Genomic DNA, 23,933 nt, shown 5'->3' on the forward strand with positions numbered 1-23,933 from the left:
AGACGATCAAGTGAGGAGGCCGGATGGGAGCCGATCCCCACGGCCGGTTCGTGGACGTCTACGAACGCGCCTACGAACCGATACTCGGGTACGTCCTGCGCCGCTGTCGGGACCCCGAGGACGCCGCCGACGTGGTGGCCGAGACGTTCACCGTCGCCTGGCGGCGGATCGACGAGCTGCCCGAGGGCGACGAGGCCAGGCTCTGGCTGTACGGCGTGGCCCGGCGGGTGCTCGCCAACCACAGGCGGGGCGAACTGCGCAGGGAACAGCGGACGGAGGCGCTGCGCGAGCACCTCGCCTCCCTGCCCGCCCTGACGCACACCCGCTCGCCCGAGGAGGACTTCTCCCCGGTCGGCAGGGTCTTCCGCTCGCTGCCGGACGGCGACCGGGAGCTGCTGTCCCTGGTCGCCTGGGAGCGGCTCGACACCCGGCAGCTCGCCACCGCGCTCGGCATCTCCCGCAACGCCGTACGGATCCGGCTGTATCGGGCGCGCAGGAGGTTCGCGCGGGCGCTCGCCACGGCCGGAGTCGACCATCCCCACGCCGCCATGCTCGAAGGGAGCTCGTTGTGAACCTCACGAACCTGGCCCGGCTGCGTGACGAGGACCTGGCCGGACAGGCGTCCACCGCCCCCGCCCGCGCGCTGATGGAGTCGATCGTGTCCGAGGAGCGCGCGCCCGCCGGGCGGCGCCTCCGGGTCGCGCCCGCTCGCAGGACACGGCGGGCGCTCGCGCTCGGCGGGGTCGCCGTGGGGCTGGGCGTCGCCGTCGCGATCGGCGTCGGCCTGCCCGGCGGACCGGCCACCCGCTACGCCAACGCGGCGGTCTCCGTCGAGAGGGCAACCGACTACTTCAGCGTCACCGTCACCGACCCGGCGGCCGATCCCGGACGCTTCGAGGAGGCGTTCCGCGCCGTCGGGCTGGACGTGACGGTGAAGCGCATCCCGGTCCCGCCCGACGAGGTGGGCAGGCTGGTCGGGCCGGTCGTCCCGGAAGGGTTCCGCGGTCCGGGGAGCATCGGCGTGCAGGGCGTGGAGCCGTGCGCGGGCGCGTTCTGCGCCAAGGTGTGGCTGCCCGCCCGCTACTCGGGCCGGGTGGTGTTCGGGATCGGCCGCGCCGCCGCGCCGGGCGAGCCGTACGCCGACGACGTCGTGGATCCCTCGTCGGCGGAGGCGCTGGACGGCTACCGGAGCCACGGCAGGACGGTCGCGGAGGTACGGGACGAGCTGCGCCGGCGGAAGCTGAAGGTCGGCTACCGCCTGTGGTGGACCCTTCCGAACGGGAGCTTCTTCGACCAGCGGGTCACCGCCGACCGGATCGAGGACGGCTGGGTCGTCGAGGGCTCCCGCCACTCCAGCTTCGACACCGTCGATCTCTATGTCGTCCCCGGTCCTGAAGCGGGTCGGGCGCCCAATCCCATGACCGTCTACGAGGCCGAGCCTCACTGGTACGACCAGACGGACTGACGCTCTCCTCCGGCCTTACGGCGCCCGCTCCGCAGAGCCTCGGATCGCCGACGGGGGAGCGGGCGTGAGCCGGGGGAGGGGTCACCAAGCGCGGGCCGGATCGCTCGCTTCCGGCTGAGGCCCCGGCAGGGCCTCAGTCCTCGTCGGACTCCTCGTACGAGCCGAGGGCGGAGCCGTAGCGCATGCCGACCAGGCGGGCGACGGCCTCGTGGGCGCCGAGAGGAGCGGCGCAGCCCGCGCCGATCGCCTCGGCCGCGGCGGTGGCGCGGTCGTGGTCCGCCTCCGGCCCGATGACGAACGGGACGAGGGCGAGCCGGTTGGCGCCGATCTTGCGCAGCCGCTCGGCGGCGTCGGCGACGTTCGGCACGCCGTCGAGGGCCGCGGGCACGACGGGCAGGGTCAGGCGGGCGGCGAGGAGCACCGCGGTGGCGTCCGCGCCACGGGCGCCCTCGTCGCCACCGGTGGTCGCGACGATGATGCCGTCCACCGGAGAGGTCACGTTGAACAGGCGCATCCGGTCGACCCGGGCCAGCCCGGCCTCCGCCAGCCGCATGTGCAGCGCCTCGGCGAGCAGCGGGTGCGGGCCGAGCGGGTGCGCGATCATCACCGGGGTCTCGCTCTGGGTGACCGCGTCGCGGACCGCCCGCATGACGCGCGGGTGCGGCCCGGTCACCAGCGGCACGACCACCGCGGCCGTCTCGGCGGCCGGCCGGTCGGCGGCGGCGGAGACGAACTCCTTGGCCAGGTCGGCGCCGCCGTCCACGAGCGAGACGAGGCGGAGGTCCACCTGCGGGTTGTCGAGCCGGATGATCGAGGCGATCTCGGCCGCGACGTCTCCCGCCTTGCCGGGAACGGCCAGCACCAGGGCGGGCGCGTCCGGCGGCAGGGTCGCCGGGAGCGGACGCCGGTGGCGGCCGGTTCCGGGCCGGTATGAGCGCTCCCGGACGGGAAGCTTCGGCGGGTCGTCGTGACCTTCGTTCACATCGGCGGATTCTAGGGCGAATCAGGCCGAATGAGTGAACCAACCCACCGCTTGATGCCGATCTTTAGCCTGATCGTTTTACGCGATCGTGACTTGACGCTTTCTGTGACAGGCGTGTTTCATTGCCACATCCCATCCGTAAACGTTTACAGCGGCGTGGGTGCCGTAAACGTTTACACAGCCGCTGACGAGGTGACTTGTGGCCGAAGGCCCCACGATCAACACGATCGCTCGGCACGCCGGGGTGTCCATCGCCTCGGTCTCCCGGGTCCTCAACGGGCTGCCGACCCGCGAGGAGACGGTCCGCCGCGTTCTGCGCGCCGCCGAGGAACTCGGCTACGTCCCCAACTCCGTGGCCCGGTCGCTCAAGAGCCGGCGCACGAACCAGGTCGCGTTCGCGATGGCCGACATCGGCAACCCGGTCTACCTCGCGATGGTGCGGGAGATCCAGCCGGTGCTCCGCGCCGCGGGCTACCGTCTGCTGCTGCACTCGACGGACGCCGACGTGGCCGACGAACTGGACGTGCTGCGCGGGCTCGGCGAGCGGTACGTCGACGGCCTGATCATGAGCCCGCTGCGGGTCACCGAGGGGCACCTGAGCGCCCTGGCCGCCGCACGCGCCCCCGTCGTCGTCATCGGCTCGATGCCCGAGGGCGCGGGCGTCGACAACGTGCGGGCCGACTCGCGCACCGGCGTCCGGCTCGCCCTCGACCACCTATATGGCCTCGGCCGCCGCCGGATCGCGTTCGTCAACGGCCCGGCCGACACCGTCCCCGGCGCCGCGCGGGCCGCCGCCTACCGTGAGGCGCTCGAGGCCCTCGATCTGCCGTACGACGAGGACCTGGTCGAGGTCGGCGACTTCTATCGGGCGGAGGGCGCGCGGGCCGTACAGGCGCTCTTGGACCGCGCGGGTGACGTGGACGCCCTGATGTGCGCCAACGACCTGATCGCGCTCGGCGCGCTCGACGTCCTGCGCCGCGCCGGGCGGCGCGTCCCCGAGGACGTCGCCGTCGTCGGCATGGACGACACCGACCTCGCCGCGGTCGCCTGGCCGTCGCTGACGAGCGTGTCGCTCGGTTCGGCCCGCCGTGGCCGCGCCGCCGTCGAGTTACTGCTCGACCGCCTGGAGAACGGCGAGCGGGAGCCGCGCGTCGTCACCGTCGAGCCGCGCCTCGCCGTACGCGCCTCGACGGTCGGCGTGCGGGAGGCGGAGGAGTACGCCGAGGAGTACGGAGAGGCCGGAGAGGCCGCAGAAGGCGGGGAGGCGGCCGGAGACGCCCGGAAGGGCGCGCAGCAGGCCGGGCGCACCGCCGGCGAGGAGGGGATCCGATGACGCTCACGGCAGCCCGGCCCGCCGGAACCCGGCGGCGCCCCGCCCAGAGCGGGGCGCGGGCCAGGGAGACCTTCCTGCTGCTGCTCCCGGCCCTCGTGCCCGTGCTCGTGCTCAGCGTCGGCCCGCTGGTCTACGGCATCCTGCTCGCGTTCACCGACGCCCGTTCGGGGCGGAACACCGAGACGTCGTTCGTCGGCCTGGCGAACTTCGCCGACCTGCTCGCGGACGGCGACTTCTGGGAGTCGTTCCGCATCGGCATGGTGTGGGCGGTATCGGTGACCGTGCTGCAGTTCCTCGCCTCGCTCGGGCTCGCCCTGCTGCTGAACCAGGATCTGCGGCTGCGCGGGTTCGCCCGTGTGCTCGCGCTGGTGCCGTGGGCGATGCCGCCCGTGGTCATCGGCCTGATGTGGCGGCTCGTCTACCACCCGGACGCGGGCATCCTCAACGCCGTCCTCGGCACCGACGTGGACTGGCTCAACGACTTCTCCGTGGCGCTTCCCGCCGTGATCGTCGTCGGCATCTGGATGGGGATGCCGCAGACGACCGTCGTCCTGCTCGCCGGGCTGCAGAACGTCCCCAAGGAGCTGCACGAGGCCGCCGGAGTGGACGGCGCGGGCGTGTGGCGGCGCTTCTGGAGCGTCACCCTGCCGCAGCTCCGCCCCGTGATCGTCGCGATCACCTCGCTCGACTTCGTCTGGAACATCAACCAGTTCAGCCTCGTCTACGTGCTGACCCAGGGCGGGCCGGGCGGGCGGACGCGGCTGCCGATGCTGTTCGCGTACGAGGAGGCGTTCCGTTACGGCTTCTTCGGGTACGCGGCGACCCTCGGCGTCGCGATCACGATCGTCGTCCTGGCCGTGCTCGGCCTGTACCTGTGGCGCCAGATGAGGGAGGCCGACTGAGATGAGAGGCCGGACGGTGCGCACCGCCCTGAAGTACCTCGCCCTGCTGGGCTACGTCGTCTTCCTGGCATTCCCGCTCGCGTGGCTGCTGTCCACGGCGCTGAAGACGCCGCAGGAGATGGCGAGCCTGGACCCGACGTGGATCCCGCGCCACCCGACGCTGGCCAACTTCGCGGACGCCTTCGACGAGCAGGACATCGTGGGAAGCGCCGCGCGCAGCCTGGTCGTCGCGCTCGCGAGCGCCGTGATCACCGTGGTCGTGGCGCTTCCGGCGGCGTACGCGCTGGCGCGCTATCGCGGCGCGCTGAACAAGATCGCGATCGGGTGGGTGCTGGTCAGCCAGGTCTTCCCGGTCATCCTGATCATCATCCCGCTGTTCATGGTGCTGCGCGGGCTCGACCTGGTGAACACCCTTCCCGGGCTCATGCTCGTGCACGTCACCTTCACGCTGCCGTTCGCGCTGTGGATGCTCCAGGGCTACGTCCGGGCGGTGCCGCGCGAGCTGGAGGAGGCGGCGGCCGTGGACGGGGCGGGGCGGCTGCGGGCGCTCGCCGCCGTCGTCGCGCCGCTGCTCGTCCCCGGCGTCGTGGCGACCCTGCTGTTCGCGTTCATCTCGTCCTGGAACGAGTTCTTGTTCGCGCTCGTGGTCCTCAAGGACCCCGAGGTGGCCACGCTGCCGCTGACGCTGGTCAAGTTCACCGGCCCGGAGGGCGTCGTACGGCTGGGCCCGCTCGCGGCGGCCTCGCTGCTGGCGACGATCCCGAGCCTGGCGTTCTTCGCGGTCATCCAGCGGCGGCTCAGGTCCGGCCTGATGGCGGGCGCGGTCAAGGGATGACGCCGTTCCCGGGGCCGCGTTCCGGCCCCTTGTGCCGGCCGCGGAGACGCCAGGGGCTCGCGCCGGATCCCCGGTCGCCGAGGTCCCCGAGGTCCTCGGATTTCACCAGATGCTCCCCGAGTTCCCCCCAGTTCCCCGATAGGAGAGTCACATGAGGCGTTGGAGTGCCGCGCTCGCGGTGGCGGCCGTCGTTCTGGCCGCCGGATGTTCGAGCGGGGGAGGCGACGGCGACGGCGCCGCGTCCGACGGACCGGTGAAGCTGCGGTTCCTGAGCCTGGCCTGGCAGAAGGAGTCGATCGCCGCCAACAAGCAGCTCGTCGACGAGTGGAACAAGGCCAACCCCAAGATCCAGGTCGAGTACGTCCAGGGAAGCTGGGACAACGTCAACGACCAGCTCGTCACCTCGTTCGAGGCGGGCGACCCGCCGGACGTGATCCACGACGACTCGCCCGCCCTGTCCGGGTTCGCGTCGCGCGGCTTCCTGCTCGACCTGTCGAGCTCCCTGCCGTCCGAGCTGAAGAGCGACATCCCGCAGGCCGCCTGGGACACCGTCACCTTCGGCGACGGCAAGGGCGGCCAGGGCGTGTACGGCGTGCCGTTCCTGCAGGAGTCGCAGGTCCTCTACGCCAACAAGAAGCTCCTCGACGCGTCCGGCGTCCGGATCCCGACCCCCGACGCGCCGTGGACCTGGGACGAGTTCGCCGAGGCGACCAAGAAGATGACCAAGGGCGGCGCGTACGGCGTGGCCTGGCCGATGAAGTCGCCGGTCAACAAGGTGCTCACCCTCGGGCTCAACTTCGGCGGCACCTTCTTCACGACCGAGGGCGGCAAGACCCGGGTCAAGGTCGGCGCCGAGGAGCGCGAGGTGCTGGGCCGCATCCACGACCAGCTCTACAAGGACAAGTCGGCCGACCCGTCGGCACTCGGCATGGGCACCGCCGACCCGCTGCCCGGCTTCTTCGCCGGCAAGTACGCGATCGTGCCGGCGGGCGTCTACCTGCGCCAGCAGGTCGCCGAGCAGGCGCCCAGCGGGTTCGAGTGGGTCACCCTGCCGCCGCTGAAGGACGTCACCGCCGAGCAGGGCGCCACGTCCCAGACCCTGTCCGTGGCGGCCGACAGCAAGCACTCGCAGGAGGCCGTGAAGTTCATCTCGTTCTTCCTGAACGGGCCCAACCAGGCCAAGCTCGCCAAGGGCGACTGGCTGCTCCCGACGAGTACCTCGGCGGCGGCCGACCCCGCCATGACCTCGAAGGAGAACTTCTGGGACGTCGCCACCGCCTCGGCCAAGAACCTCGTGGTCGCGCCGTACCTCAAGGTGGACGGCTACGACGAGTGGAAGAGCAAGGTGGCCACGCCGGTGCTCCAGGAGTACTTCGCGAACAAGATCAGCCTTGACGAGGTGGCGAAGAGGCTCGTCGAGGAGGGCGACAAGGTGCTGGAGCGGTACGGACGGTGACGGTTCCTCTCGCGCCCGCCGGCTCGCCGCGCGACCGCGCCCGGGGCTGTCTGCTCGGCCTCGCGGCCGGCGACGCCCTCGGCGCGCCCGCGGAGAACATGACGCCCGAGGCCATCGCCGCGCGCTGGGGCGTGCTTGCGGAGATCGAGGGCGGCGGCACGGACGACACCGAGTACAGCCTGTTCGCCGCGTCCCTCCTCCTCCGCCACGGCCACGCGCTCACGTCGGAGGACGTCGCCGAGGCGTGGCGCGCCGAGATCGTGGCACGGCTCGACGGGCCAATGCGCGGCGCCGGGTTCTCCGAGCTCGGCACCGTGCGGGCGCTCCGCCGCGGGCTCGGCCCGCCGCTGAGCGGGCGGTGGCACCCGCACGGCTGGTCCGACGGCCTGGCCATGCGGGCCGCGCCGTACGGGATCTTCGCGGCGGGCGACCCCGATGAGGCGGCGCGGCTGGCCGAGATCGACGGGCGGGTCAGCCACAGCGGCGAGGGCGTCCTCGGCGGCCGGGCGGTCGCGGCGGCGGTGGCGGTCGCGATGACCGGCGCCGGGCCGGACGAGGTGGTCGAGGCGGGGCTCCGGGCGGTCCCCGGGGACTCCTGGACCGCCCGGGCCGCCAGGAAGGCCCTCGCGATCGTCCGTGACGGAAGCGAGAGGACCTCACGCGAGGAGTTCGCCCGCGCCCTCCACGACTCGGTCGTGGTGAAGCACTATCCGTGGACCGATCTGGCCCCGGAGGCGGTCGCGCTCGCCTTCTCCGCCTACGTCAGGGGCGGCGGAGAGGTCGAGGCGGCCGTGGTCACCGCGGCCAACCTGGGCCGGGACGCCGACACGACGGCCGCGATCGCGGGCGCGCTGGCGGGCGCGGGAGCCGGCGAGGCGGGCGTGCCCGAGCGCTGGGCCCGCCGTGTCGGGCCGGTCGCCGGCCGTTGCCTGCCCGTCGTCGCGGGCCGGCACGTCCGGGACGCCGCCGACCGGCTGGCCGACACTCTGACGGGCCGTCCGGAGGGCGGCCCGGTGGCCGCCCTGGTGGGCGGTCCGGCCGACGGGCGGCCCGGCGGGTCCGAGGGCCCGACCGACGCCGGATGACCCTGGAAGGATGGAGAAAGAGCATGTCATCGGGGGGCGGAGGCGCAACGCCGCCGCCGGAGGAGGACCGGATTCTCGGCGCCTTCGCCGGCCTCGCCATCGGCGACGCCGCGGGCTGGCCCGCGGCGCGCCACCGGTCGCTGCGGCTGGCGCCGTGGAGCAGGCGGCTGCACCGCGAACTGGACGCGTTCGCCGAGGAGCGCCAGGTGACCACGCTGCCGGTGCCGTTCGCGCTGAACCAGCCGGTCGAGCCGCTGGCGCTCGGGCCGTCCGACGACGCCGAGTGGCTCGCCTGGACGGCGTCGACGATCCACGAGAACCGCGCCGAGGCGTTCGGACGGCTGGCGCAGCGCGAGGACCTGCGCGCCCGGATCTCCGTCTGGTCCGCGCTCGACAACCTCGCCGCCGGCCTCGGGCCGCCCGCGAGCGGCCACGACAACCCGCACTTCTTCGACGACGCGGCGGCGGTGCGGGCGGTGGCGTTCGGCGCCGCGGGGATGGACCCGGTCGCCGACGCCGAGGTCACCAACTCAGGTGACGGTGTGCTCGGGGCGGTGGCGGTCGCGACGGCGGTCGGCGCGCTGGTGAGGGGCGCGCCGATGCGGCAGGCGGTGGACGCCGCCGTCGCCGCGCTCCCGGAGGACACGGCGATCGGGCACGCCGCTCGTACGGCGGTGGCGGTGGCGCGGGAGCACGGCGACCCGTTCTCCGCCGTGCCCGCGCTCGACGCGGCGCTGCTCGACCACGTCTACAGCTACGGCGTCACCGCCGCCGAGACCGTCCCGATCGCGTTGGCTCTCGCCGACGCCGCGATGTCGGCCGCAGGCTCGCCGGGATCGGCGAGCGCGCCGGGATCCACCGGCTCGGCCGCGTCAGGGGCCGCGTTCGGCGCGGCCGTGTCGGCGGCGGCCTGCCTGGCGTCGGTCGCGGACTCGGCGCCCGCGCTCACCGGCGCGCTCGCCGGTGCGTACACCGGATACGAGGCGCTGCCGCGGGCGTGGCGGGAGGCCGCGCGCCCGCTGGCCGGTTGCTGCCTGCCGGAACTGGCCGGAACGGACCTGCTCGACGTCGCCCGGACCCTCGCGTCCGGTGGCCCGAAGAGGAGCGGTCCCGCGCAGGACGCCACGGCACAGGACGCGACCCGGCAGGGCGACGGAGCACAGAGCGGTTTGCGACAGAACGGTTCGACACAGAGGGGGACGGCATGACGCCGCTTGAGGACAAGGCCGTCGGCTGCGTGGCCGGGGCGGCGGTCGGCGACGCGCTCGGCGGCGCGACCGAGGGCTGGACGCCGGAGCAGATCCGGGCGCGTTACGGAGGCCTCGTCGAGGGCGTGGTCCCGCCGTACTACCCGGACTGGCGCAACGCGCGGCCGATCGCGCCGTACCACAAGGGCGACGGCCACGTGACCGACGACACGTTGATGACCCACGCGCTGATCCGTGTGTACGAGCGGGCGGGCGGCCACCTGGACGCCTATGCCGCCGCCGAGCACCTCGTGCCCGAGATGATGGGCGAGAAGCGCTGGATCCCCGAGTTGGAGGCCGAGGCGCTGCCGCTGCACCGGGTGTTCCTGGCCGAGAAGTGGCTGGCCCTGCGGCTGCACTACGGCCACGTGGACCCGCGCGAGGCGGGCGTCGGCAACATCGTGAACTGCGGCGCGGCCATGTACATGGCGCCGGTGGGCGTCGTCAACGCGGGCGACCCCGACGGCGCGTACGCCGAGGCGATCGACCTCGCGGGCGCGCACCAGTCCAGCTACGGCCGGGAGGCGGCGGGTGTGCTCGCCGCCGCGGTCGCCGAGGCGATGCGCCCGGGGGCCACGCCCGACTCGGTCGTCGCGACCTCCCTGCGGCTCGCCCGCGACGGCACGCGGGCGGCCATCGAGGCGGTGTGCTCGGCGGCGCGCGGCCTCGGCCACTGGGAGGGGTCGTTCGAGACGCTGCGCGCCGCCATGCGGCCGTACGACACGGTGGCCGACACCTACCGCGACCAGGGGCTGGGCGCGCGTCGTCCGAGCCGGGTGCACAGCATCGAGGAACTGCCGCTCGCCCTGGCCTTCCTGCTGATCGCCAAGGGCGACTATCGCGAGACCGTGCTGGGCGGGGTGAACTACGGCCGGGACGCCGACTCGATCGCCTCCATGGGCGGCGCGATCGCCGGGGCGCTGGGCGGGCGGTCGGCCGTGCCGGCCGCGTGGATCGAGGAGGTGTCGGCGGCGAGCCGGACCGACCTCGTCGCGCCCGGCCTCGCCCTCGCGTCGGTGGCGCGCCGGGTGCGCGCGGCCGACGCCGAACGCCGCCGCGCGGCCGACGCCGCGTTCGCCGGGCTGCTGGCCGGAGACGGATCATGATGCGGCTCACCTGGGTGCAGCCGGAGGACCTGGTGGGCCACGAGCTGCGCCAGGCCGCGGAGGACGGCAGGGGAGACCTGCCGGAGGTACGGGAGATCGCGGCACGCTGGCACGCGGCCGGAGGGCACGACGCGCCGCCCCGGGCGGGTGCCTCGCCGCAGGCTCCGCCCGTACGGCTGCGCCGCCTGGCGGAGGGCCTGCTCGACGAGCTGGCGGCGATCCCCTCGCCGCTGCCCGAGCCGTCCGGCTGGGACGAGATCGTCGCCGCCTGCCCGGACTGGCCGGCGGCGCAGGGGAGCGTGCCGGGCGGGCAGGGGAACGGTGAGCAGGGACCCGGGCGGCGGGCCGCCGACCCGGCCCGGGTGCTCGGCGCCTGGCAGGGCCGGGCCGCCGGGTGCGTTCTCGGCAAGCCGGTGGAGAAGATCCCCCGCGAGGGCATCAGGGAGATCGCCGAGTCGACGGGCAACTGGCCGATCCGCGGCTGGTTCACGGCCAGGGGCCTGCCGCCGGAGGTCGCGCTCAGATGGCCGTGGAACCGGCGCAGCGCGGTCAACAGTCTCGCGGAGAACATCGACGGGATCCCCGAGGACGACGACCTCAACTTCGCGCTGCTCGCGCTCGCCGTGCTGGAGCGGTACGGCAGGGGCTTCACCACGGCGGACGTCGCGCAGATCTGGCTGGACGAGCTGCCCGGCGGCCGGGTGTTCACCGCCGAGCGGGTGGCGTACCGCAACCTGCTGACGGGCATCGAGCCCGCGGAGCCGTCAGACGCGCGGGTCGTGGAGCCGGGGCGGACGACCGCCACCTACCGCAACCCGTTCCGGGAGTGGATCGGGGCCCTCATCCGGGCCGACGTGTACGGCTGGGCCAACCCGGGAGACCCGGCGACGGCGGCCGAGTTCGCCTGGCGTGACGCCCGGCTGAGCCACACGGCGAACGGCCTGTACGGCGCGATGTTCACCGCCGCCATGTGCGCGCGGTCCCTGGACGCCTTCTCGGTGACGGAGGTGGTCGAGGCGGGCCTGTCGGTGATCCCCGCGGGATCCCGGCTGGCCGCCGCCGTACGGGACGCCGTGGACGTGGCGGGCGCGGAGCCGGACTTCGAACGGGTCGTGGACCACCTGCACGCCCGGCACGGCCGCCTGCACTGGGTCCACACGATCAACAACGCCGCGCTGATCGCGGCGGCGCTGGTCCACGGGAAGGGCGATTTCACCGCCTCGATCGCGGGCGCGGTCGCGGCAGGCTGGGACACCGACTCGGCGGGCGCGACCGTCGGCTCGATCGTCGGCGGCCTGAACGGCGGCGTGCCCGGGCAGTGGTCCATGAAAGACCGCCTGACCAGCAGCGTCACCGGATTCGACGGCATCGCCCTGGGGGAGCTCGCCCGGCGCACCCGGTTGATGGCAGGGTAAGCGGGATAAAGGTGACGATCCTGGAGGAAGCATCGTGATCTCGGTGTTCGGCAGCGCCAATATGGACCTGGTGGCCTACGTACCGTCCGCTCCCAAGCTGGGCGAGACCGTAACGGGGCGTGCGTTCCGTACGATCCCCGGCGGCAAGGGCGCCAACCAGGCGGTCGCCGCCGCGCGGGCGGGTTCCCAGGTGGCGTTCATCGGCGCCGTCGGCGACGACGCGTTCGGCCCGGAGCTGCGCGGGGCGCTGTTCGAGGCGGGCATCGACACGAGCAGGCTGCGGGTCGAGCCCGGGCCGTCCGGGATCGCGCACATCGTCGTGGAGGACAGCGGCGGCAACTCGATCGTCGTCGTGCCCGGCGCCAACGGCTCCGTCACCGGCTGCTCCGCCGAGGACATCGAGATGATCGCCCGCTCGCGCGCCCTCCTGCTGCAGCTCGAACTGCCGCTGGAGGGGGTCGTCGAGGCCGCCCGCGCCGCCCGCACGGCCGGCGTCCCCGTGATCCTCACTCCCGCCCCCGTCGTGGAGCTGCCCGACGAGCTGCTCGACGCCGTGGACCTGATCGTGCCCAACGAGCACGAGGCCGCCGACATCACCGGCGCCACCGACCCCGACGACGCGCTCAAGGCCCTGCTCGACCGCGTCCCCGAGGTCGTGATCACCCTCGGCTCCCGGGGCGCGCTGTACGGCTCGCGCGCCGGAGCCCGGCTGCTGGTGCCGGCCGTGCCGGTCGAGGCGGTGGACACCACGGCGGCCGGCGACACGTTCGTCGGCGCGCTCGCCACCGCGCGGTCCGAGGGCCGCGCCCCCGCGGACGCGCTGCGCTTCGCCTCCACGGCGGCGGCGCTGTCCGTCCAGCGGGAGGGCGCGAGCACGTCCATGCCGAGCCGCGCCGAGATCGACGCGGCGCTCACGTGACCGAGGGGCCGCGCGGACGCGGGTTCCCCGCCCGTCCGCGCGGCCCCCGACGCGATCGCCGGGGCGGCCCCGGTGCGCGAAACCCACTGGAGGAAACGAATGACCGCCCCCGCCACGCCGCCTCTGTCGGGCGTACGCGTGCTCGACCTGGCGACGCTGTTCGCCGGGCCGACGGCCGCGATGCTGCTCGGCGACTACGGCGCGGACGTGATCAAGGTCGAGCATCCGGCCAAGCCGGACCCCTCACGCGGCCACGGGCCGGAGGGGCTGTGGTGGAAGATGCTCGGCCGGAACAAGCGCGTGATCACCCTCGACCTGTCCACCCCGGACGGCCAGGACCTGCTGACCGAGCTGGCGCGGGACGCGGACGTGGTGATCGAGAACTTCCGGCCGGGCACGCTCGAACGGTGGAACCTCGGCTACGACCGGCTGAGCGCGGCCAACCCCCGGCTGGTGCTCGCCCGGGTGACCGGCTTCGGGCAGTTCGGCCCGTACGCCAGGAGGCCGGGGTTCGGCACGCTGGCCGAGGCGATGAGCGGCTTCGCGGCGATGACGGGGGAGCCGGACGGCCCGCCGACGCTGCCGCCCTTCGGCCTGGCGGACGGCATCTGCGCGCTCGCCACCGCCTTCGCGGTCATGACCGCGCTCAAATCGGGCCGGGGCCAGGTGGTCGACATGTCGATCATCGAGCCGATCCTGAGCGTCCTCGGCGCGCAGCCCACCGTCTACGACCGGCTCGGCGTCGTGCCGCCGCGCACCGGCAACCGGTCCGTCAACAACGCGCCGCGCAACACGTACCGGTGCGCGGACGGCTCGTGGGTGGCCGTCTCCACCTCCGCCCAGAACATCGCCGAGCGGGTGATGCGGCTGGTCGGCCGTCCCGAATTCATCGACGAGCCGTGGTTCACGACCGGCGCGGGCCGGGTGCGGCACGCCGACGAGCTGGACGCCGCGGTGGCGGCCTGGGTGGCGCGGCACACCCGCGACGAGGTGCTCGCGGCCTTCGAGGAGGCGCAGGCCGCCGTCGCCCCCGTCTACGACGTGCGGGACGTCATGGCCGACCCCCAGATCGCCGCGCTCGACGCGATCACCACCGTCGAGGATCCCGAGCTGGGGCCGCTGCGGATGCAGAACGTCATGTTCCGGCTGTCGGAGACGCCGGGGGCGATCCGCTGGACCGGCCGCCCGCACGGCGCGGACACCGACGAGGTGCTGGCCGCGCTCGGCCTGCCTCCCGCCCGGATCGCCGAGCTGCGTGAGAAGGGCGTCGTGTGACGGATCACATCCCCGCCGGGGTTGACCCGGCCTGTCAAGGGGATCATCAGGCGGCAGAAGAAGCCGTGAGGAGTGACCCCGTGCCCCCGACCATGCCCCCGATCACCCCGTCCGGACCCGGTTCCGCGCCGCGGTTCCAGCCGCTCACCTTGTTGTACGTCCCCGCCGACCGGCCGGACCGGGTCGCCAAGGCGCTCGCCACGGACGCCGACGTCGTCATCGTCGACCTGGAGGACGCGGTCGCGGCCGAGAACAAGGGCCGGGCCAGGGCCGAGGCCGTCGCCCTGCTCGCCACGCCGCAGCCCCGGGTCCAGATCCGCGTGAACGACGTGCGCACGCCGTACGGGCAGGCGGACCTGCACGCGCTGGCCGCCCTCGTCACCGGGACGTGCGGCGTCCGGCTGCCGAAGGTGGAGTCGGCGGCGGAGGTGCGGGAGATCGCGGCGGCGCTGCCCGGCGTGCCCCTGCACCCGCTGCTCGAGTCCGCCCTCGGGCTGGAACGCGCCTTCGAGATCGCCACCGCCTGCGACGCGGTGGCGAGCATCGGGCTGGGCGAGGCCGACCTGCGCGCCGATCTCGGCGTCAGCTCGGACGGCGGGCTGGCCTGGGCACGGTCCCGGATCGTGGTCGCCGCCCGCGCCGCCGGGCTGCCCGCGCCCACCCAGTCGGTCTACCCGGACGTCCGTGACCTCGCCGGGCTGGCCGCGTCCTGCCTGGAGGGGCGCGCGGCCGGATTCCGCGGCCGGACGGCGGTCCACCCGGCCCAGCTCCCGGTCATCGTCGACGCGTACCGGCCCACCGAGGCGGAGATCGCCGCGGCGCACGAGGTGGTCGCGGCGGCCGGGCAGGGCGCGGTCGCCCTGCCGGACGGCCGGTTCGTGGACGAGGCCATCGTGCGGCAGGCTCGCGGCGTCCTTGAGCTCTCCCACAGGGAGTCGCCCGGTCCGTACTGGGGCCCGCCGGTCACGGCCACGCCGTGAACCCCGGCCGGGTGAATGCGCTGCCCACGGCGATCTCCTGACCGGTGAAGTGGCCCGCGCGCTCGCCGGCCGGCCGGATACCGCGGCGTGCCGATGTCCGGCGGGCGACTCTCAGCGCGGGGCCGAGGCGAGCAGGCCGTAGGCGACCGCGTACCGGTGGCCGAGCACGCCCGCCACGTCGCCCCGGCCGAGCGCGGGGGCGCCGGGCAGCTCACGGGCCAGCACGCCGAGGACCTCCTCGTCGCCCGCCGGGCCGCCGACCACGACGGCACGGCGGACCGGCCCGCCGCCGAGCGCGTCGAGCGCCGCGAGCGCCCGCCGGACGGTCCCGCCGAGCACCTCGCGCTTGATGGACAGCCGCAGGGAGCGCCACTCCGCCGGGCTCATCGCCGACGAGAAGGGCAGCGGCCCGGCCGGGCCGGGCGCGGTCAGCCGTCCCACCAGCCCAGGCGGCGCGGGGGAGTCGAGGAACGCGCGCACGCCGTCCTCGCCGAGCGTCACGTGCGGCGTCTCCACCCGGGCGCACGGCCCGCGTTTCACCCATTCGGCCGCGCCACGCGGGACGCCGAGCGCGGCGGCGACCGCGGCGGTCAGCAGGTCGCCCGCGCCCGCCGCCACGACCTCCCCGGACGGGGCGATCAGGTCCACGGTGCCGCCGCCGAGGTCGATCACCAGGGTGTCCTCGTCCGCTCCGGGCGTGGTGAGGGCCCCGGCGCGGGCCGCCGCGGCCTCGCTCGGCGCGAGCCGTACGGGCACGTCGAGGCCCGCCGGCGGGACGGCGGGCGCCGGGGGGCCCAGCTCGGCCACGAGCAGCGAGCGCGAGCCGACGGTGCCGGCCCGCGCGCTGACCATCCCGGCCACCGCGGCCAGGTCCACCACGGCGCGCTCGACCGACGCCGCCGGGACCTCCCGCGCCCGGCCCTCCGCCGCGTCCTCCCCGGCCCCGAGCTCCGGGGAGGACACGGGCAGCAGGGCGACGACCGCGCTGGACACGTCGTAGAGCCGGGCGCAGACCGCCGCGGCCCCCTCGGGATCGCCCAGCCGCGACCCGAGGAAGAGCGCGTCGGACAGGTGCCGCAGCGGCCGGCCGGGCGGGCGCACCTCCACGGCGACCACCTCGGCGGCGGTTACCGCCGCGAGGTCGATCTGGTCGGCGACCGGCAGCGCGCCTTCGATCCGGTTGGCGATCAGCCGGGCCTCGTCCCCTTCCGCGAGCACCCCCGCGATCGGCACCCCGGCGGCGAGCGCCGCCCGGATCTCCCGCGCGGCCCTCTCGAATCCCGTCCGGCGCGGCACCAGGGCGATCAGCGGCCCCTCCGGCGGTTCCGCGCCGCCCAGCGGGTACGGCCGGCCCACGGCCACGCCCTCGCCGCCCGGGGTGGGGTGGCCCGCGGCGACCACGCGCAGCCGCCCGGCGCGCTCCGGCCCGTACGGCACCTCCACGACCGACGTCGTGACGGGACGCAGGGGCGCCATGACGACCTCGGCCGCCCGGGCCTCCAGGCCCCGCTCGATCCGCCGCAGCAGGGAGACGGCCCCGGCGAGCGACGCGGGCGAGCCCTTGCCGCCGCGCGTCACGACCCGGTCCCAGGCGACCGGAACGCCGCCGCGCGCGACCACGATCTCGGTGGTGGCGTTGCCGACGTCCACGCCCGCGACGAGCCGGGTCACCGCGTCAGGTCCCGCCGCGCGTAGACGTCGCGCGCCTCGCGGACCAGGGCGGCGTTCCGGTGGCAGCTCCGCCCGTCGAGCCACTCGGCGAGGTCGGACAGCTCCGCGGCGGTGGAGCGGCGCGGGCGCAGCGCCTCGTAGACGCGCATCACGTCCTCGTCGGGCAGCAGGGCCAGCTCGGCGGCCCGCCGGAAGTTGGCCGCGAGCTGCGGGTTGCCGTGCCGCTCCGCGACCACCGCCTGGGCCTCCAGGGTCTCGGGGTGGATGCGCAGGTCGTCCCGCGTCACCTCGCCCCGGCGCACCGCGTCCACGGTCACCGACTCCACCGGCCGCCCGGAGTACGCCCTGGTCACAGTGTCAGCTCCTCGGGTCCGGCGCCGGCCCGGCAGCAGGCGCGCTCGATGGCGACGAGCGAGACCACCCGGGTGTGGTAGCGGGCCTCGATCGCCTCGTCCGTGTACGGGTTGCGGGCCGGCTCCGGCGTGCCTCCCTTGGCGTGGCGGCCCGCGTTCACGCCCATCAGCCGGTAGTCCTCGGCCGACAGCACCGGCGCGATGCTGTACAGCTCCAAGTTGGCGAGCGGGGCGAGGTCGCGGCGGTGGATCAGCGCGGTCCCCTTCGCCTGTAGCCCGATGCCGATGCCCGAGCCGGACAGGCGGGCCGCCGACAGCCCGATCATGCCGAGGTCGATCGTGTCGTGGAACCGGACGATCCGGGCGACGCACCCCTCCTCCTCCAGCCCGGCCAGGAGTTGGCGCAGCGCCTCCACCACGGGCAGCCCGGACAGCGTCACCCAGATGTCGCGGCCGGTCGCGGGGGAGACGCCGATGACGACCTCGCGCGGGTCGCCTCTCTGGACGGCCGGGCCCGCGGGCCGCAGCGCGTCCGAGGCGTACGCGGCCTGCTCGCGGCGCAGGTCCTCGACCGAGCGCCGCTGGCGGATGGCGTCGATCTCCGCCTGGCGCTCGGGCGTGGGCTCGTAGCCGGTGCCCGGCCCGGTGTAGTCGTTCGGATCGGTGACGAGGGACAGCACGCGCATCTCGGGCGTGAGGATGGCCGCCGTCTGCAGGCAGTCGCCGCCGACCCTCACCTTGAGCATGTCGAGCAGGCGCTCCGCCTCGGGTTCGAACCCGGTCTCCTGAAGCGCGGTCACGACGTCGGCCATGGTCAGCCCGGTCTCCTGGATGAGACGGGCCGCGTTCGTGACGGCCACCGGGTCGGAGCCGGGGAGGTCCTTGGACCCCGCGGCGTCCACCGCGGCCGCCACCTGCTCGTCGGTGAAGTCCGCCAGGCCGAACCAGGAGTAGACGGCCCGTGCGGCCTGGGCCGCCCGCTCGCGCAGCGCCGCGATCGCGCCGGTGTCGGCGGTGCGCAGGCCGCCGTCCACCCCCCAGTCCCGCTGGATCGCCAGATAGTCGTCGATGTCCTCGGCGTTCCAGTTGGACGGCCCGAACATGTTGTCGTAGCGCTGGATCGAGCCGAAGCCGCTGCAGATGAAGTCCGACCCGGCGAGCAGGATGGGCAGCGTCCGCGCCGTCCTGCGCACGTCGGACTCCGACATCAGCGCGTCGTTGCCGGAGCACGACTCCAGGTTGCGCGCCATGACCATCACGTTCTCGGCCATCAGTCCACGCACGCCGCGCGGCACCGACCCGGCCACGCTGGCGCCGTCGATGCCGCCGTTCTGCACGCCCTGCGCGCCCATCGCCCGCGCCAGCGCGACGCAGCGGGACTCCAGGTAGAGCATCGACCGGCGTTCGGCCCCGCCCATCAGCACCTCGGCGCCCGCGCCGGAGGAGACCCGCATCTTGATCCCCCGGGACGCGTACGCGGAGGTGAGGAACGCCTTCGACCAGGGCGTGTCGTCGCCGTCGGTGAAGACCTGCTCGGTGCCGTACAGCGAGACCGTCTCGGCGTACGACACGAACCCGCGCAGGCCCAGCTCCAGTTCGAGCGCCTCCTCGACCGAGCACTGCACGAGGACGCCCGGCGACCCGACCGCCGCGCCGATCGAGACCGCCACCGCGTTGGAGGGGGCGTCCGCGAGCACCGGCACGGTGGTCTCCAGCTCCCGGAACCCGAACGCGGCGGCGGTCGCCGCGTCGGCCGCGAGCAGCAGCGGGTCGTCCAGCCGGTTGGTGACGTGCGCCTGGTTGGACGGGGTGCGCCGGGCGCGCAGCTTGGTCATCGCCATCACCAGCTCGGCCGGGCGCAGCAGGGCCAGCACCCGGGCGAGCTTGGCGGGGGTCATCCCGGCGCAGAGCCAGACGACCTCCGACCGGGGGATCGACGGATCGACCATCATGCGGGCCGCCGCCACGTCCGACAGCGCCATGGCCTCCACGGCGACCGTGAGGTCCAGGCCGTGCGCCGCGATGAACGCGTCGATCGCGTCGAAGTCGGCGGCCTTCACCCCGTCCATCTCGGTGACCACGCCGTCCTCGAGGACCAGCCCCGGCTCCGGGTCGTACGGAGAGGAGAGGGCGATCAGCCCCAGCTCGGGGTTCTCCACGGCGAAGCCGTCGAGGTTGACCCGCTGGGCGTCCATGAACCGGATCCGGCCGACCGGACCGGGGGCGGCGGCCCGGGTCGTCGGTGGGTCGTCGTGCGGGGGGATCACGCGCTCTCCTCTACCTGGGGTTCGTCCGTCCGGCGGCGGGTCAGTCGCGTTCGACCGTGTCCTCCAGGACGATGCGGCCGATGATCGCGAACTTGGCCGGGTTCCTCGCCCGGAGATAGAGGGCCAGGCCCGCGCCGAGCGCGGCGAACGCCAGCACGATCCACGGGATGAGGCGGAACAGCAGCGTCTTCGACGCGTCGCCGGCCGCGGCCTCCTGGTTCTGGAAGAGCAGCAGGACGACGAAGACCATCGCCAGCCCGCCGGCGAGCGGCGCGATCAGCGTGCGCAGCACGTGCGCGGTCTCCGGATGCTTCTTCCGCACGTGGAAGTAGCCGATGACCGAGAACGAGCAGAGCGACTGCACGATCAGGATCGCCAGCGTGCCGAGCACGGCGAGCAGCGTGTAGAGGTGGATGTAGGGGTCCATGCCCGCGAAGAAGAACGCGAGGACCAGCACCACGGAGATCCCGGTCTGGACGAACCCGGCGATGTACGGCGAGCCGTGCTTGGGGTGGGTGGTGCCGATGGTGGCGCGGGTGCCCGGGATCAGGTTCTCCCGGCCGAGGGCGTAGAGGTAGCGCGAGGCGCAGTTGTGGAACGCCATCGAGCAGGCGAACGAGCCGGTCAGGATGAGCACCTTGAACAGGTCCACCGCCCAGGCGCCGACCAGCTCGCGGGTCGGGTTGAAGAAGATCCCGGCGAACTCGGTGGCGGCCAGCTCCGGCGCCTTCACGCCGTTGGCGGCGACCGTCATCCACGAGATGAACGTGTAGAAGAGCCCGATGCCGATGACGGAGACGAGCGTGGCCTTGGGGACGATGCGCTTGGGGTCGCGCGACTCCTCGCCGTACATGGCGGTGGACTCGAAGCCCACCCACGACCAGAAGCACATGAAGAGCCCGAGCCCGACCGCGCCCGCGGCCAGGCCGTTCGTCTGGAAGGCGTTGAGCGGGTTGATCGACGACGCCATGAGCCCGTCGGGGCCGCCGCCGTGGAACAGCGTCACGGTCGCGGTGATGCCCAGCATCACGATCTCGGTGATCAGGAAGAAGCCGAGGACCTTCGCGGTGAGGTTGACGTCGAAGTAGGTCAGCACGGAGTTGAGGCCGAGGCCGAGGAAGGCGAACCACAGCCAGTGCACGTCCACGCCGGCCATGGTCAGGAAGGTGTCGTGGGCGGAGTAGGCGAAGAAGCCGATGAGGGACGCCTCGAACACGACGTACGCCATGGTCGCGAGCAGGCCGGCCACCATGCCGGCGACCTGGCCGAGGCCGTGGGAGATGTAGCCGTAGAAGGCGCCCGCGGAGGTGATGTGCTTCGCCATGGCGACGTAGCCGACGGAGAAGATCGTCAGCACGATCGTGGCGAAGAGGTAGCCCGCCGGCGCGCCGAGGCCGTTGCCGAAGCCGAGCGCGATCGGGACGTTGCCCGTCATGGCGGTGATGGGGGCGGCGGTGGCGACGGCCATGAAGATGACGCCGGTCAGGCCGACGGCGTCCTTTCTGAGGCGGCTGACGCCCTGGGTCTCGGCGGGCGCTTTCGCCCGTGTCTCAAAGGTGCTCACAGAGTGCCCTCCCGAAGACCGTTGTGGGGGGAGATGTGTGCCAAGTCACACAAGGTGCGGCAAATCGTGCCACCCTATGGTTGGGCCGGGCAAGACCTGTGGTGTTTCTTCCTTCGCATAAAAGCAACCATTGACGTTTGATGGACATCCAGCTAACTATTTGGTCCAACCGATTCACAGACCGATGGGACCGGGATGCTGGACTACGGGCTGTTCACGTTCGCGTCGAAGGACGAGGTGCTGGAGAAGTCCTCGACGTACTGGAATCCAGGGAAGACGCAATTCTGGATCGACTCCGGGGTCCCCCTGGTCATCGACCGCAGAGAGGGCTACTTCCTCTACGACGTCTCGGGCCGGCGCCTGATCGACGTCCACCTCAACGGCGGCACCTACAACCTGGGCCACCGCAATCCGGAGGTCGTGGCCGCGCTCAAGCAGGCCATGGACCACTTCGACATCGGCAACCATCACTTCCCCTCGCTCGCCCGCACCGCGCTCGCCGAGGCGCTGGTCGCCACGGGTCCCCCGGGCATGAGCAAGGTGATCTACGGCAGCGGCGGCGGCGAGGCCATCGACATCGCGCTCAAGACCGCCCGGCACGCCACCGGCAAGCGCAAGATCGTCTCGATCGTCAAGGCGTACCACGGGCACACCGGCCTCGCCGTCGGCACCGGCGACGACCGGTTCGCCAAGCTCTTCCTGGCCGACCGGCCCGAGGAGTTCACACACGTGCCGTTCAACGACCTGGCGGCGATGGAGTCGGCGCTGCGAGGCCGGGACGTCGCGGCGGTCATCATGGAGACCATCCCCGCGACCTACGGCTTCCCGCTCCCCAGGCCCGGCTACCTGGAGGGCGTCAAGCGGCTCTGCGAGACGTACGACGCGCTCTACATCGCCGACGAGGTGCAGACCGGGCTCATGCGGACCGGCGAGCTGTGGGCGATCACCAAGCACGGCATCGCCCCCGACATCCTGGTCACCGGCAAGGGCATCTCGGGCGGTCTCTACCCGATCGCGGCCGTGCTGGTCAGCGAGCGGTGCGCCGGCTGGCTCACCGAGGACGGCTTCGCCCACATGGCGACGTTCGGCGGCGCCGAGCTGGGCTGCATCGCCGCGCTCAAGGCGCTGGAGATCTGCAACCGGCCGCAGACCCGCTCGATCGTCCACCACGCGTCGGACCTGTTCCGCCGGGGCCTGGAGCGGATCCAGGCCGACCATCCCGACTGGTTCACCGGCATCCGGCAGAACGGACTGGTCATCGGGCTGGAGTTCAACCACCCCGAGGGCGCCAAGCACGTCATGCGGCAGCTGTACCAGCTCGGCGTCTGGGCGATCTTCTCCACGCTCGACCCGCGCGTGCTGCAGTACAAGCCGGGCATCCTGATCGACCCGGAACTGGCGGAGGAGATTCTCGACCGTACGGCCCTCGCCGTCGCGCGGGCCGCGAAGGAGGCCCAGAGATGAGCCCGGAGATGGGCCCGGAGATGGGCGCGGAGATGAGCGCCCCTGTGACGACGGACTCCCCGGCGGCCGCCGGAGGGATGCTGGAGCGGGCGCGGTGGGCCGCCCGGGCCTACGCCCGCTACGACAAGGCGAGCGTCGACCGCGTCGTCGCCGCCGTCGCCCGCGCTGGGGCCGAGTCGGCCACCCGGTACGCCGAGTGGGCGGTGCGCGAGATCGGCTTCGGCGTCGCCGAGCACAAGGCGCGCAAGAACGTCGCCTGCTCGACCGGGCTGGCCGAGGCGTACGCGGGGGACGACTACGTCTCGCCGCGCGCCGACCCCTCCGGCAAGATCCTGTCGATCCCGCGGCCGGCCGGCGTGGTCTTCGCGCTCACGCCGTCCACGAACCCGGTCGCCACGGTCTACTTCAAGATCCTCCTGGCGCTGATGACGCGGAACGCGATCGTCATCAGCCCGCATCCGATGGCCAAGGAGTGCTGCGCCGACGCCGCCCGGACGCTGGCCGAGGCGGCGGTCGCCGCCGGCGCCCCCGACGGGGTGATCCAGGTCGTCGAGGAGCCGAAGCTGCCGCTCGTCGAGGCGATGATGGCCAGCCCGCTCGTGGACGTCGTCGTCGCCACGGGCGGCACGCCGGTCGTCCGCGCCGCGTACCGGTCGGGCAACCCGGCGCTCGGCGTCGGCCCGGGCAACGTCCCGGTGCTGGTGGACCGCACGGCCGACCTGGAGTCGGCGGCGCGGCTGATCGTGGAGAGCAAGAGCTTCGACAACTCGATCCTCTGCACCAACGAGTCCGTGCTGATCGCCGAGGACGCGATCGCCGACCGGCTGGTCTCCCTCATGCGCGGCGCTCACCTGCTGTCGGAGGCGGAGCGCGACCGGGTGCGCGACGCGCTCTTCCCCGGCGGGACCTTCGACACCCGCTTCGTGGGCAAGGACGCGACCTGGATCGCCGAGCGGGCCGGCGTGCGGGTGCCGCCGGGCACCACGGTGCTGCTCGCCCCGATCGACGCCGCGGTGCCCGAGGAGCCCCTGGCCCACGAGAAGCTCTGCCCGGTGCTCGCCCTGCTCCGCGTGCCCTCGGCCACGAGCGGGATCGCCGCCGCCAAGGCCGTGCTGCGCATCACCGGAGCGGGCCACTCGGCCGCGATCCACAGCACCGACCCGCGCACGATCATGGAGTACGGCGCGGCCGTGCCTGTGCTGCGGATCTCCGTCAACTCCGGCAACAGCCTGGGCTCCTCCGGCATCCACACCAACCTGCCGATCTCGATGACGATCGGCACCGGGTACGTCGGCGGGTCCTCGGCCGGGGGCAACCTCCAGCCGGGCGACCTCGTCAACTGGACCCGGGTCGCCTACCACGTGGACGCGCCGTTCGGGGACTTCGCCGGGCTCGACCCGTGGTCGCCGCCCGACGGGCCGGTCCCGGGCTATCCCGAGCCGTCCAACGCCCGCCGTCCCGGCCTCGCCGTACCGGTGGAGGCGTCCGGGCCGGGCGGGTTCGGATCGGGCGGGTCCACGGCCGGGTCGGGGGCGGGCGCGCCGCAGGACGCGCTGCGCGACGAGATCCGGCGGCTGATCCTCGAAGAGCTCGCGTCGCTGGTGAGGTCCTGAC

General features: G+C 73.6%; 20 protein-coding genes. 15 read left to right on the forward strand and 5 right to left on the reverse strand.

The annotated features are described in order from the left end of the window. The first annotated feature begins 23 nt into the window (after positions 1 to 23). Both AWQ68_RS26025 and AWQ68_RS26030 read left to right on the forward strand, forming a co-directional pair. Positions 24 to 572 carry an RNA polymerase sigma factor gene (locus tag AWQ68_RS26025; RefSeq protein ID WP_066944649.1) on the forward strand — a complete coding sequence of 183 codons (549 nt, stop codon included), beginning with the start codon at positions 24 to 26 and terminating at the stop codon, positions 570 to 572. Further along, positions 569 to 1,465, forward strand: a complete 897-nt coding sequence (locus AWQ68_RS26030) for a hypothetical protein (protein WP_066944651.1) — start codon at positions 569 to 571, stop codon at positions 1,463 to 1,465. The genes AWQ68_RS26025 and AWQ68_RS26030 overlap by 4 nt, the downstream gene beginning before the upstream one ends. Positions 1,466 to 1,598: 133 nt before the next feature. On the opposite strand, the gene AWQ68_RS26035 is transcribed toward AWQ68_RS26030, so the two are convergent. Further along, positions 1,599 to 2,447 carry a sirohydrochlorin chelatase gene (locus AWQ68_RS26035; RefSeq protein ID WP_066944653.1) on the reverse strand — a complete coding sequence of 283 codons (849 nt, stop codon included), beginning with the start codon at positions 2,445 to 2,447 and terminating at the stop codon, positions 1,599 to 1,601. A gap of 199 nt (positions 2,448 to 2,646) precedes the next feature. On the opposite strand from AWQ68_RS26035, the gene AWQ68_RS26040 reads away from it, so the two are divergent. The 11 genes from AWQ68_RS26040 to AWQ68_RS26090 all read left to right on the forward strand — a co-directional run bounded on the left by AWQ68_RS26040 (position 2,647) and on the right by AWQ68_RS26090 (position 15,000). Next, positions 2,647 to 3,780 carry a LacI family DNA-binding transcriptional regulator gene (locus AWQ68_RS26040; RefSeq protein WP_084464410.1) on the forward strand — a complete coding sequence of 378 codons (1,134 nt, stop codon included), beginning with the start codon at positions 2,647 to 2,649 and terminating at the stop codon, positions 3,778 to 3,780. Continuing rightward, a complete protein-coding gene (locus tag AWQ68_RS26045) occupies positions 3,777 to 4,682 on the forward strand; it encodes a carbohydrate ABC transporter permease (RefSeq protein WP_066944654.1) in 906 nt (301 codons plus the stop codon). The genes AWQ68_RS26040 and AWQ68_RS26045 overlap by 4 nt, the downstream gene beginning before the upstream one ends. 1 nt (position 4,683) lies before the next feature. Then, positions 4,684 to 5,517: a carbohydrate ABC transporter permease gene (locus AWQ68_RS26050; RefSeq protein WP_066944657.1), complete on the forward strand. Its 834-nt coding sequence runs from the start codon at positions 4,684 to 4,686 to the stop codon at positions 5,515 to 5,517. A 151-nt stretch (positions 5,518 to 5,668) separates the two neighbouring features. Further along, entirely contained in the window at positions 5,669 to 6,973 is a 1,305-nt protein-coding gene (locus tag AWQ68_RS26055; RefSeq protein ID WP_066944658.1) for an ABC transporter substrate-binding protein, read from the forward strand. Continuing rightward, the gene (locus AWQ68_RS26060; RefSeq protein WP_066944660.1) at positions 6,970 to 8,058 is read left to right on the forward strand and encodes an ADP-ribosylglycohydrolase family protein; all 1,089 of its coding nucleotides are present in this window, start codon (positions 6,970 to 6,972) and stop codon (positions 8,056 to 8,058) included. The genes AWQ68_RS26055 and AWQ68_RS26060 overlap by 4 nt, the downstream gene beginning before the upstream one ends. A gap of 23 nt (positions 8,059 to 8,081) precedes the next feature. After that, positions 8,082 to 9,266, forward strand: a complete 1,185-nt coding sequence (locus AWQ68_RS26065) for an ADP-ribosylglycohydrolase family protein (protein WP_218007033.1) — start codon at positions 8,082 to 8,084, stop codon at positions 9,264 to 9,266. Then, positions 9,263 to 10,411: an ADP-ribosylglycohydrolase family protein gene (locus tag AWQ68_RS26070; protein WP_066944662.1), complete on the forward strand. Its 1,149-nt coding sequence runs from the start codon at positions 9,263 to 9,265 to the stop codon at positions 10,409 to 10,411. Before AWQ68_RS26065 ends, AWQ68_RS26070 begins: the two co-directional genes overlap by 4 nt. Beyond that, positions 10,408 to 11,826: an ADP-ribosylglycohydrolase family protein gene (locus AWQ68_RS26075; RefSeq protein ID WP_066944664.1), complete on the forward strand. Its 1,419-nt coding sequence runs from the start codon at positions 10,408 to 10,410 to the stop codon at positions 11,824 to 11,826. The genes AWQ68_RS26070 and AWQ68_RS26075 overlap by 4 nt, the downstream gene beginning before the upstream one ends. Before the next feature lie 34 nt (positions 11,827 to 11,860). Then, positions 11,861 to 12,745: a ribokinase gene (gene rbsK, locus AWQ68_RS26080; RefSeq protein ID WP_084464412.1), complete on the forward strand. Its 885-nt coding sequence runs from the start codon at positions 11,861 to 11,863 to the stop codon at positions 12,743 to 12,745. 99 nt (positions 12,746 to 12,844) lie between these two features. Continuing rightward, the gene (locus AWQ68_RS26085; protein ID WP_066944666.1) at positions 12,845 to 14,020 is read left to right on the forward strand and encodes a CaiB/BaiF CoA transferase family protein; all 1,176 of its coding nucleotides are present in this window, start codon (positions 12,845 to 12,847) and stop codon (positions 14,018 to 14,020) included. Between the two features lie 80 nt (positions 14,021 to 14,100). Beyond that, positions 14,101 to 15,000, forward strand: a complete 900-nt coding sequence (locus tag AWQ68_RS26090; RefSeq protein WP_245656091.1) for an HpcH/HpaI aldolase/citrate lyase family protein — start codon at positions 14,101 to 14,103, stop codon at positions 14,998 to 15,000. 111 nt (positions 15,001 to 15,111) lie between these two features. Here AWQ68_RS26090 and AWQ68_RS26095 read toward each other — a convergent pair whose 3' ends face one another. The 4 genes from AWQ68_RS26095 to AWQ68_RS26110 are packed head-to-tail and all read right to left on the reverse strand — an operon-like array spanning position 15,112 to position 20,855. Next, positions 15,112 to 16,671 (reverse strand): diol dehydratase reactivase ATPase-like domain-containing protein, encoded by a 1,560-nt coding sequence (locus tag AWQ68_RS26095; protein WP_066944668.1) that lies wholly within the window; start codon positions 16,669 to 16,671, stop codon positions 15,112 to 15,114. Next, positions 16,668 to 17,024 carry a diol dehydratase small subunit gene (locus AWQ68_RS26100; protein ID WP_066944670.1) on the reverse strand — a complete coding sequence of 119 codons (357 nt, stop codon included), beginning with the start codon at positions 17,022 to 17,024 and terminating at the stop codon, positions 16,668 to 16,670. The genes AWQ68_RS26095 and AWQ68_RS26100 overlap by 4 nt, the downstream gene beginning before the upstream one ends. Beyond that, the gene (locus tag AWQ68_RS26105; RefSeq protein ID WP_218007034.1) at positions 17,021 to 19,291 is read right to left on the reverse strand and encodes a propanediol/glycerol family dehydratase large subunit; all 2,271 of its coding nucleotides are present in this window, start codon (positions 19,289 to 19,291) and stop codon (positions 17,021 to 17,023) included. The genes AWQ68_RS26100 and AWQ68_RS26105 overlap by 4 nt, the downstream gene beginning before the upstream one ends. 40 nt (positions 19,292 to 19,331) lie before the next feature. Beyond that, positions 19,332 to 20,855 carry an APC family permease gene (locus AWQ68_RS26110; RefSeq protein WP_066944673.1) on the reverse strand — a complete coding sequence of 508 codons (1,524 nt, stop codon included), beginning with the start codon at positions 20,853 to 20,855 and terminating at the stop codon, positions 19,332 to 19,334. Between the two features lie 195 nt (positions 20,856 to 21,050). Between AWQ68_RS26110 and AWQ68_RS26115 the strand changes: the two genes are divergently transcribed. Both AWQ68_RS26115 and AWQ68_RS26120 read left to right on the forward strand, forming a co-directional pair. Beyond that, a complete protein-coding gene (locus AWQ68_RS26115) occupies positions 21,051 to 22,319 on the forward strand; it encodes a class-III pyridoxal-phosphate-dependent aminotransferase (RefSeq protein ID WP_066944675.1) in 1,269 nt (422 codons plus the stop codon). Beyond that, positions 22,316 to 23,932 (forward strand): aldehyde dehydrogenase family protein, encoded by a 1,617-nt coding sequence (locus AWQ68_RS26120; protein WP_218007035.1) that lies wholly within the window; start codon positions 22,316 to 22,318, stop codon positions 23,930 to 23,932. Before AWQ68_RS26115 ends, AWQ68_RS26120 begins: the two co-directional genes overlap by 4 nt. Position 23,933: the final 1 nt, after the last annotated feature.

The sequence above is a fragment of the Microtetraspora fusca genome, assembly GCF_001570365.1.
Lineage (GTDB): Bacteria > Actinomycetota > Actinomycetes > Streptosporangiales > Streptosporangiaceae > Microtetraspora > Microtetraspora fusca.

Coding starts and splice junctions, on each gene's coding strand:
- AWQ68_RS26070 (WP_066944662.1), top strand. CDS start 9,263: ATGACGCCGCTTGAGGACAAGGCCGTCGGCTGCGTGGCCGGGGCGGCG.
- AWQ68_RS26085 (WP_066944666.1), top strand. CDS start 12,845: ATGACCGCCCCCGCCACGCCGCCTCTGTCGGGCGTACGCGTGCTCGAC.
- AWQ68_RS26120 (WP_218007035.1), top strand. CDS start 22,316: ATGAGCCCGGAGATGGGCCCGGAGATGGGCGCGGAGATGAGCGCCCCT.
- AWQ68_RS26025 (WP_066944649.1), top strand. CDS start 24: ATGGGAGCCGATCCCCACGGCCGGTTCGTGGACGTCTACGAACGCGCC.
- AWQ68_RS26065 (WP_218007033.1), top strand. CDS start 8,082: ATGTCATCGGGGGGCGGAGGCGCAACGCCGCCGCCGGAGGAGGACCGG.
- AWQ68_RS26045 (WP_066944654.1), top strand. CDS start 3,777: ATGACGCTCACGGCAGCCCGGCCCGCCGGAACCCGGCGGCGCCCCGCC.
- AWQ68_RS26055 (WP_066944658.1), top strand. CDS start 5,669: ATGAGGCGTTGGAGTGCCGCGCTCGCGGTGGCGGCCGTCGTTCTGGCC.
- AWQ68_RS26115 (WP_066944675.1), top strand. CDS start 21,051: ATGCTGGACTACGGGCTGTTCACGTTCGCGTCGAAGGACGAGGTGCTG.
- AWQ68_RS26075 (WP_066944664.1), top strand. CDS start 10,408: ATGATGCGGCTCACCTGGGTGCAGCCGGAGGACCTGGTGGGCCACGAG.
- AWQ68_RS26050 (WP_066944657.1), top strand. CDS start 4,684: ATGAGAGGCCGGACGGTGCGCACCGCCCTGAAGTACCTCGCCCTGCTG.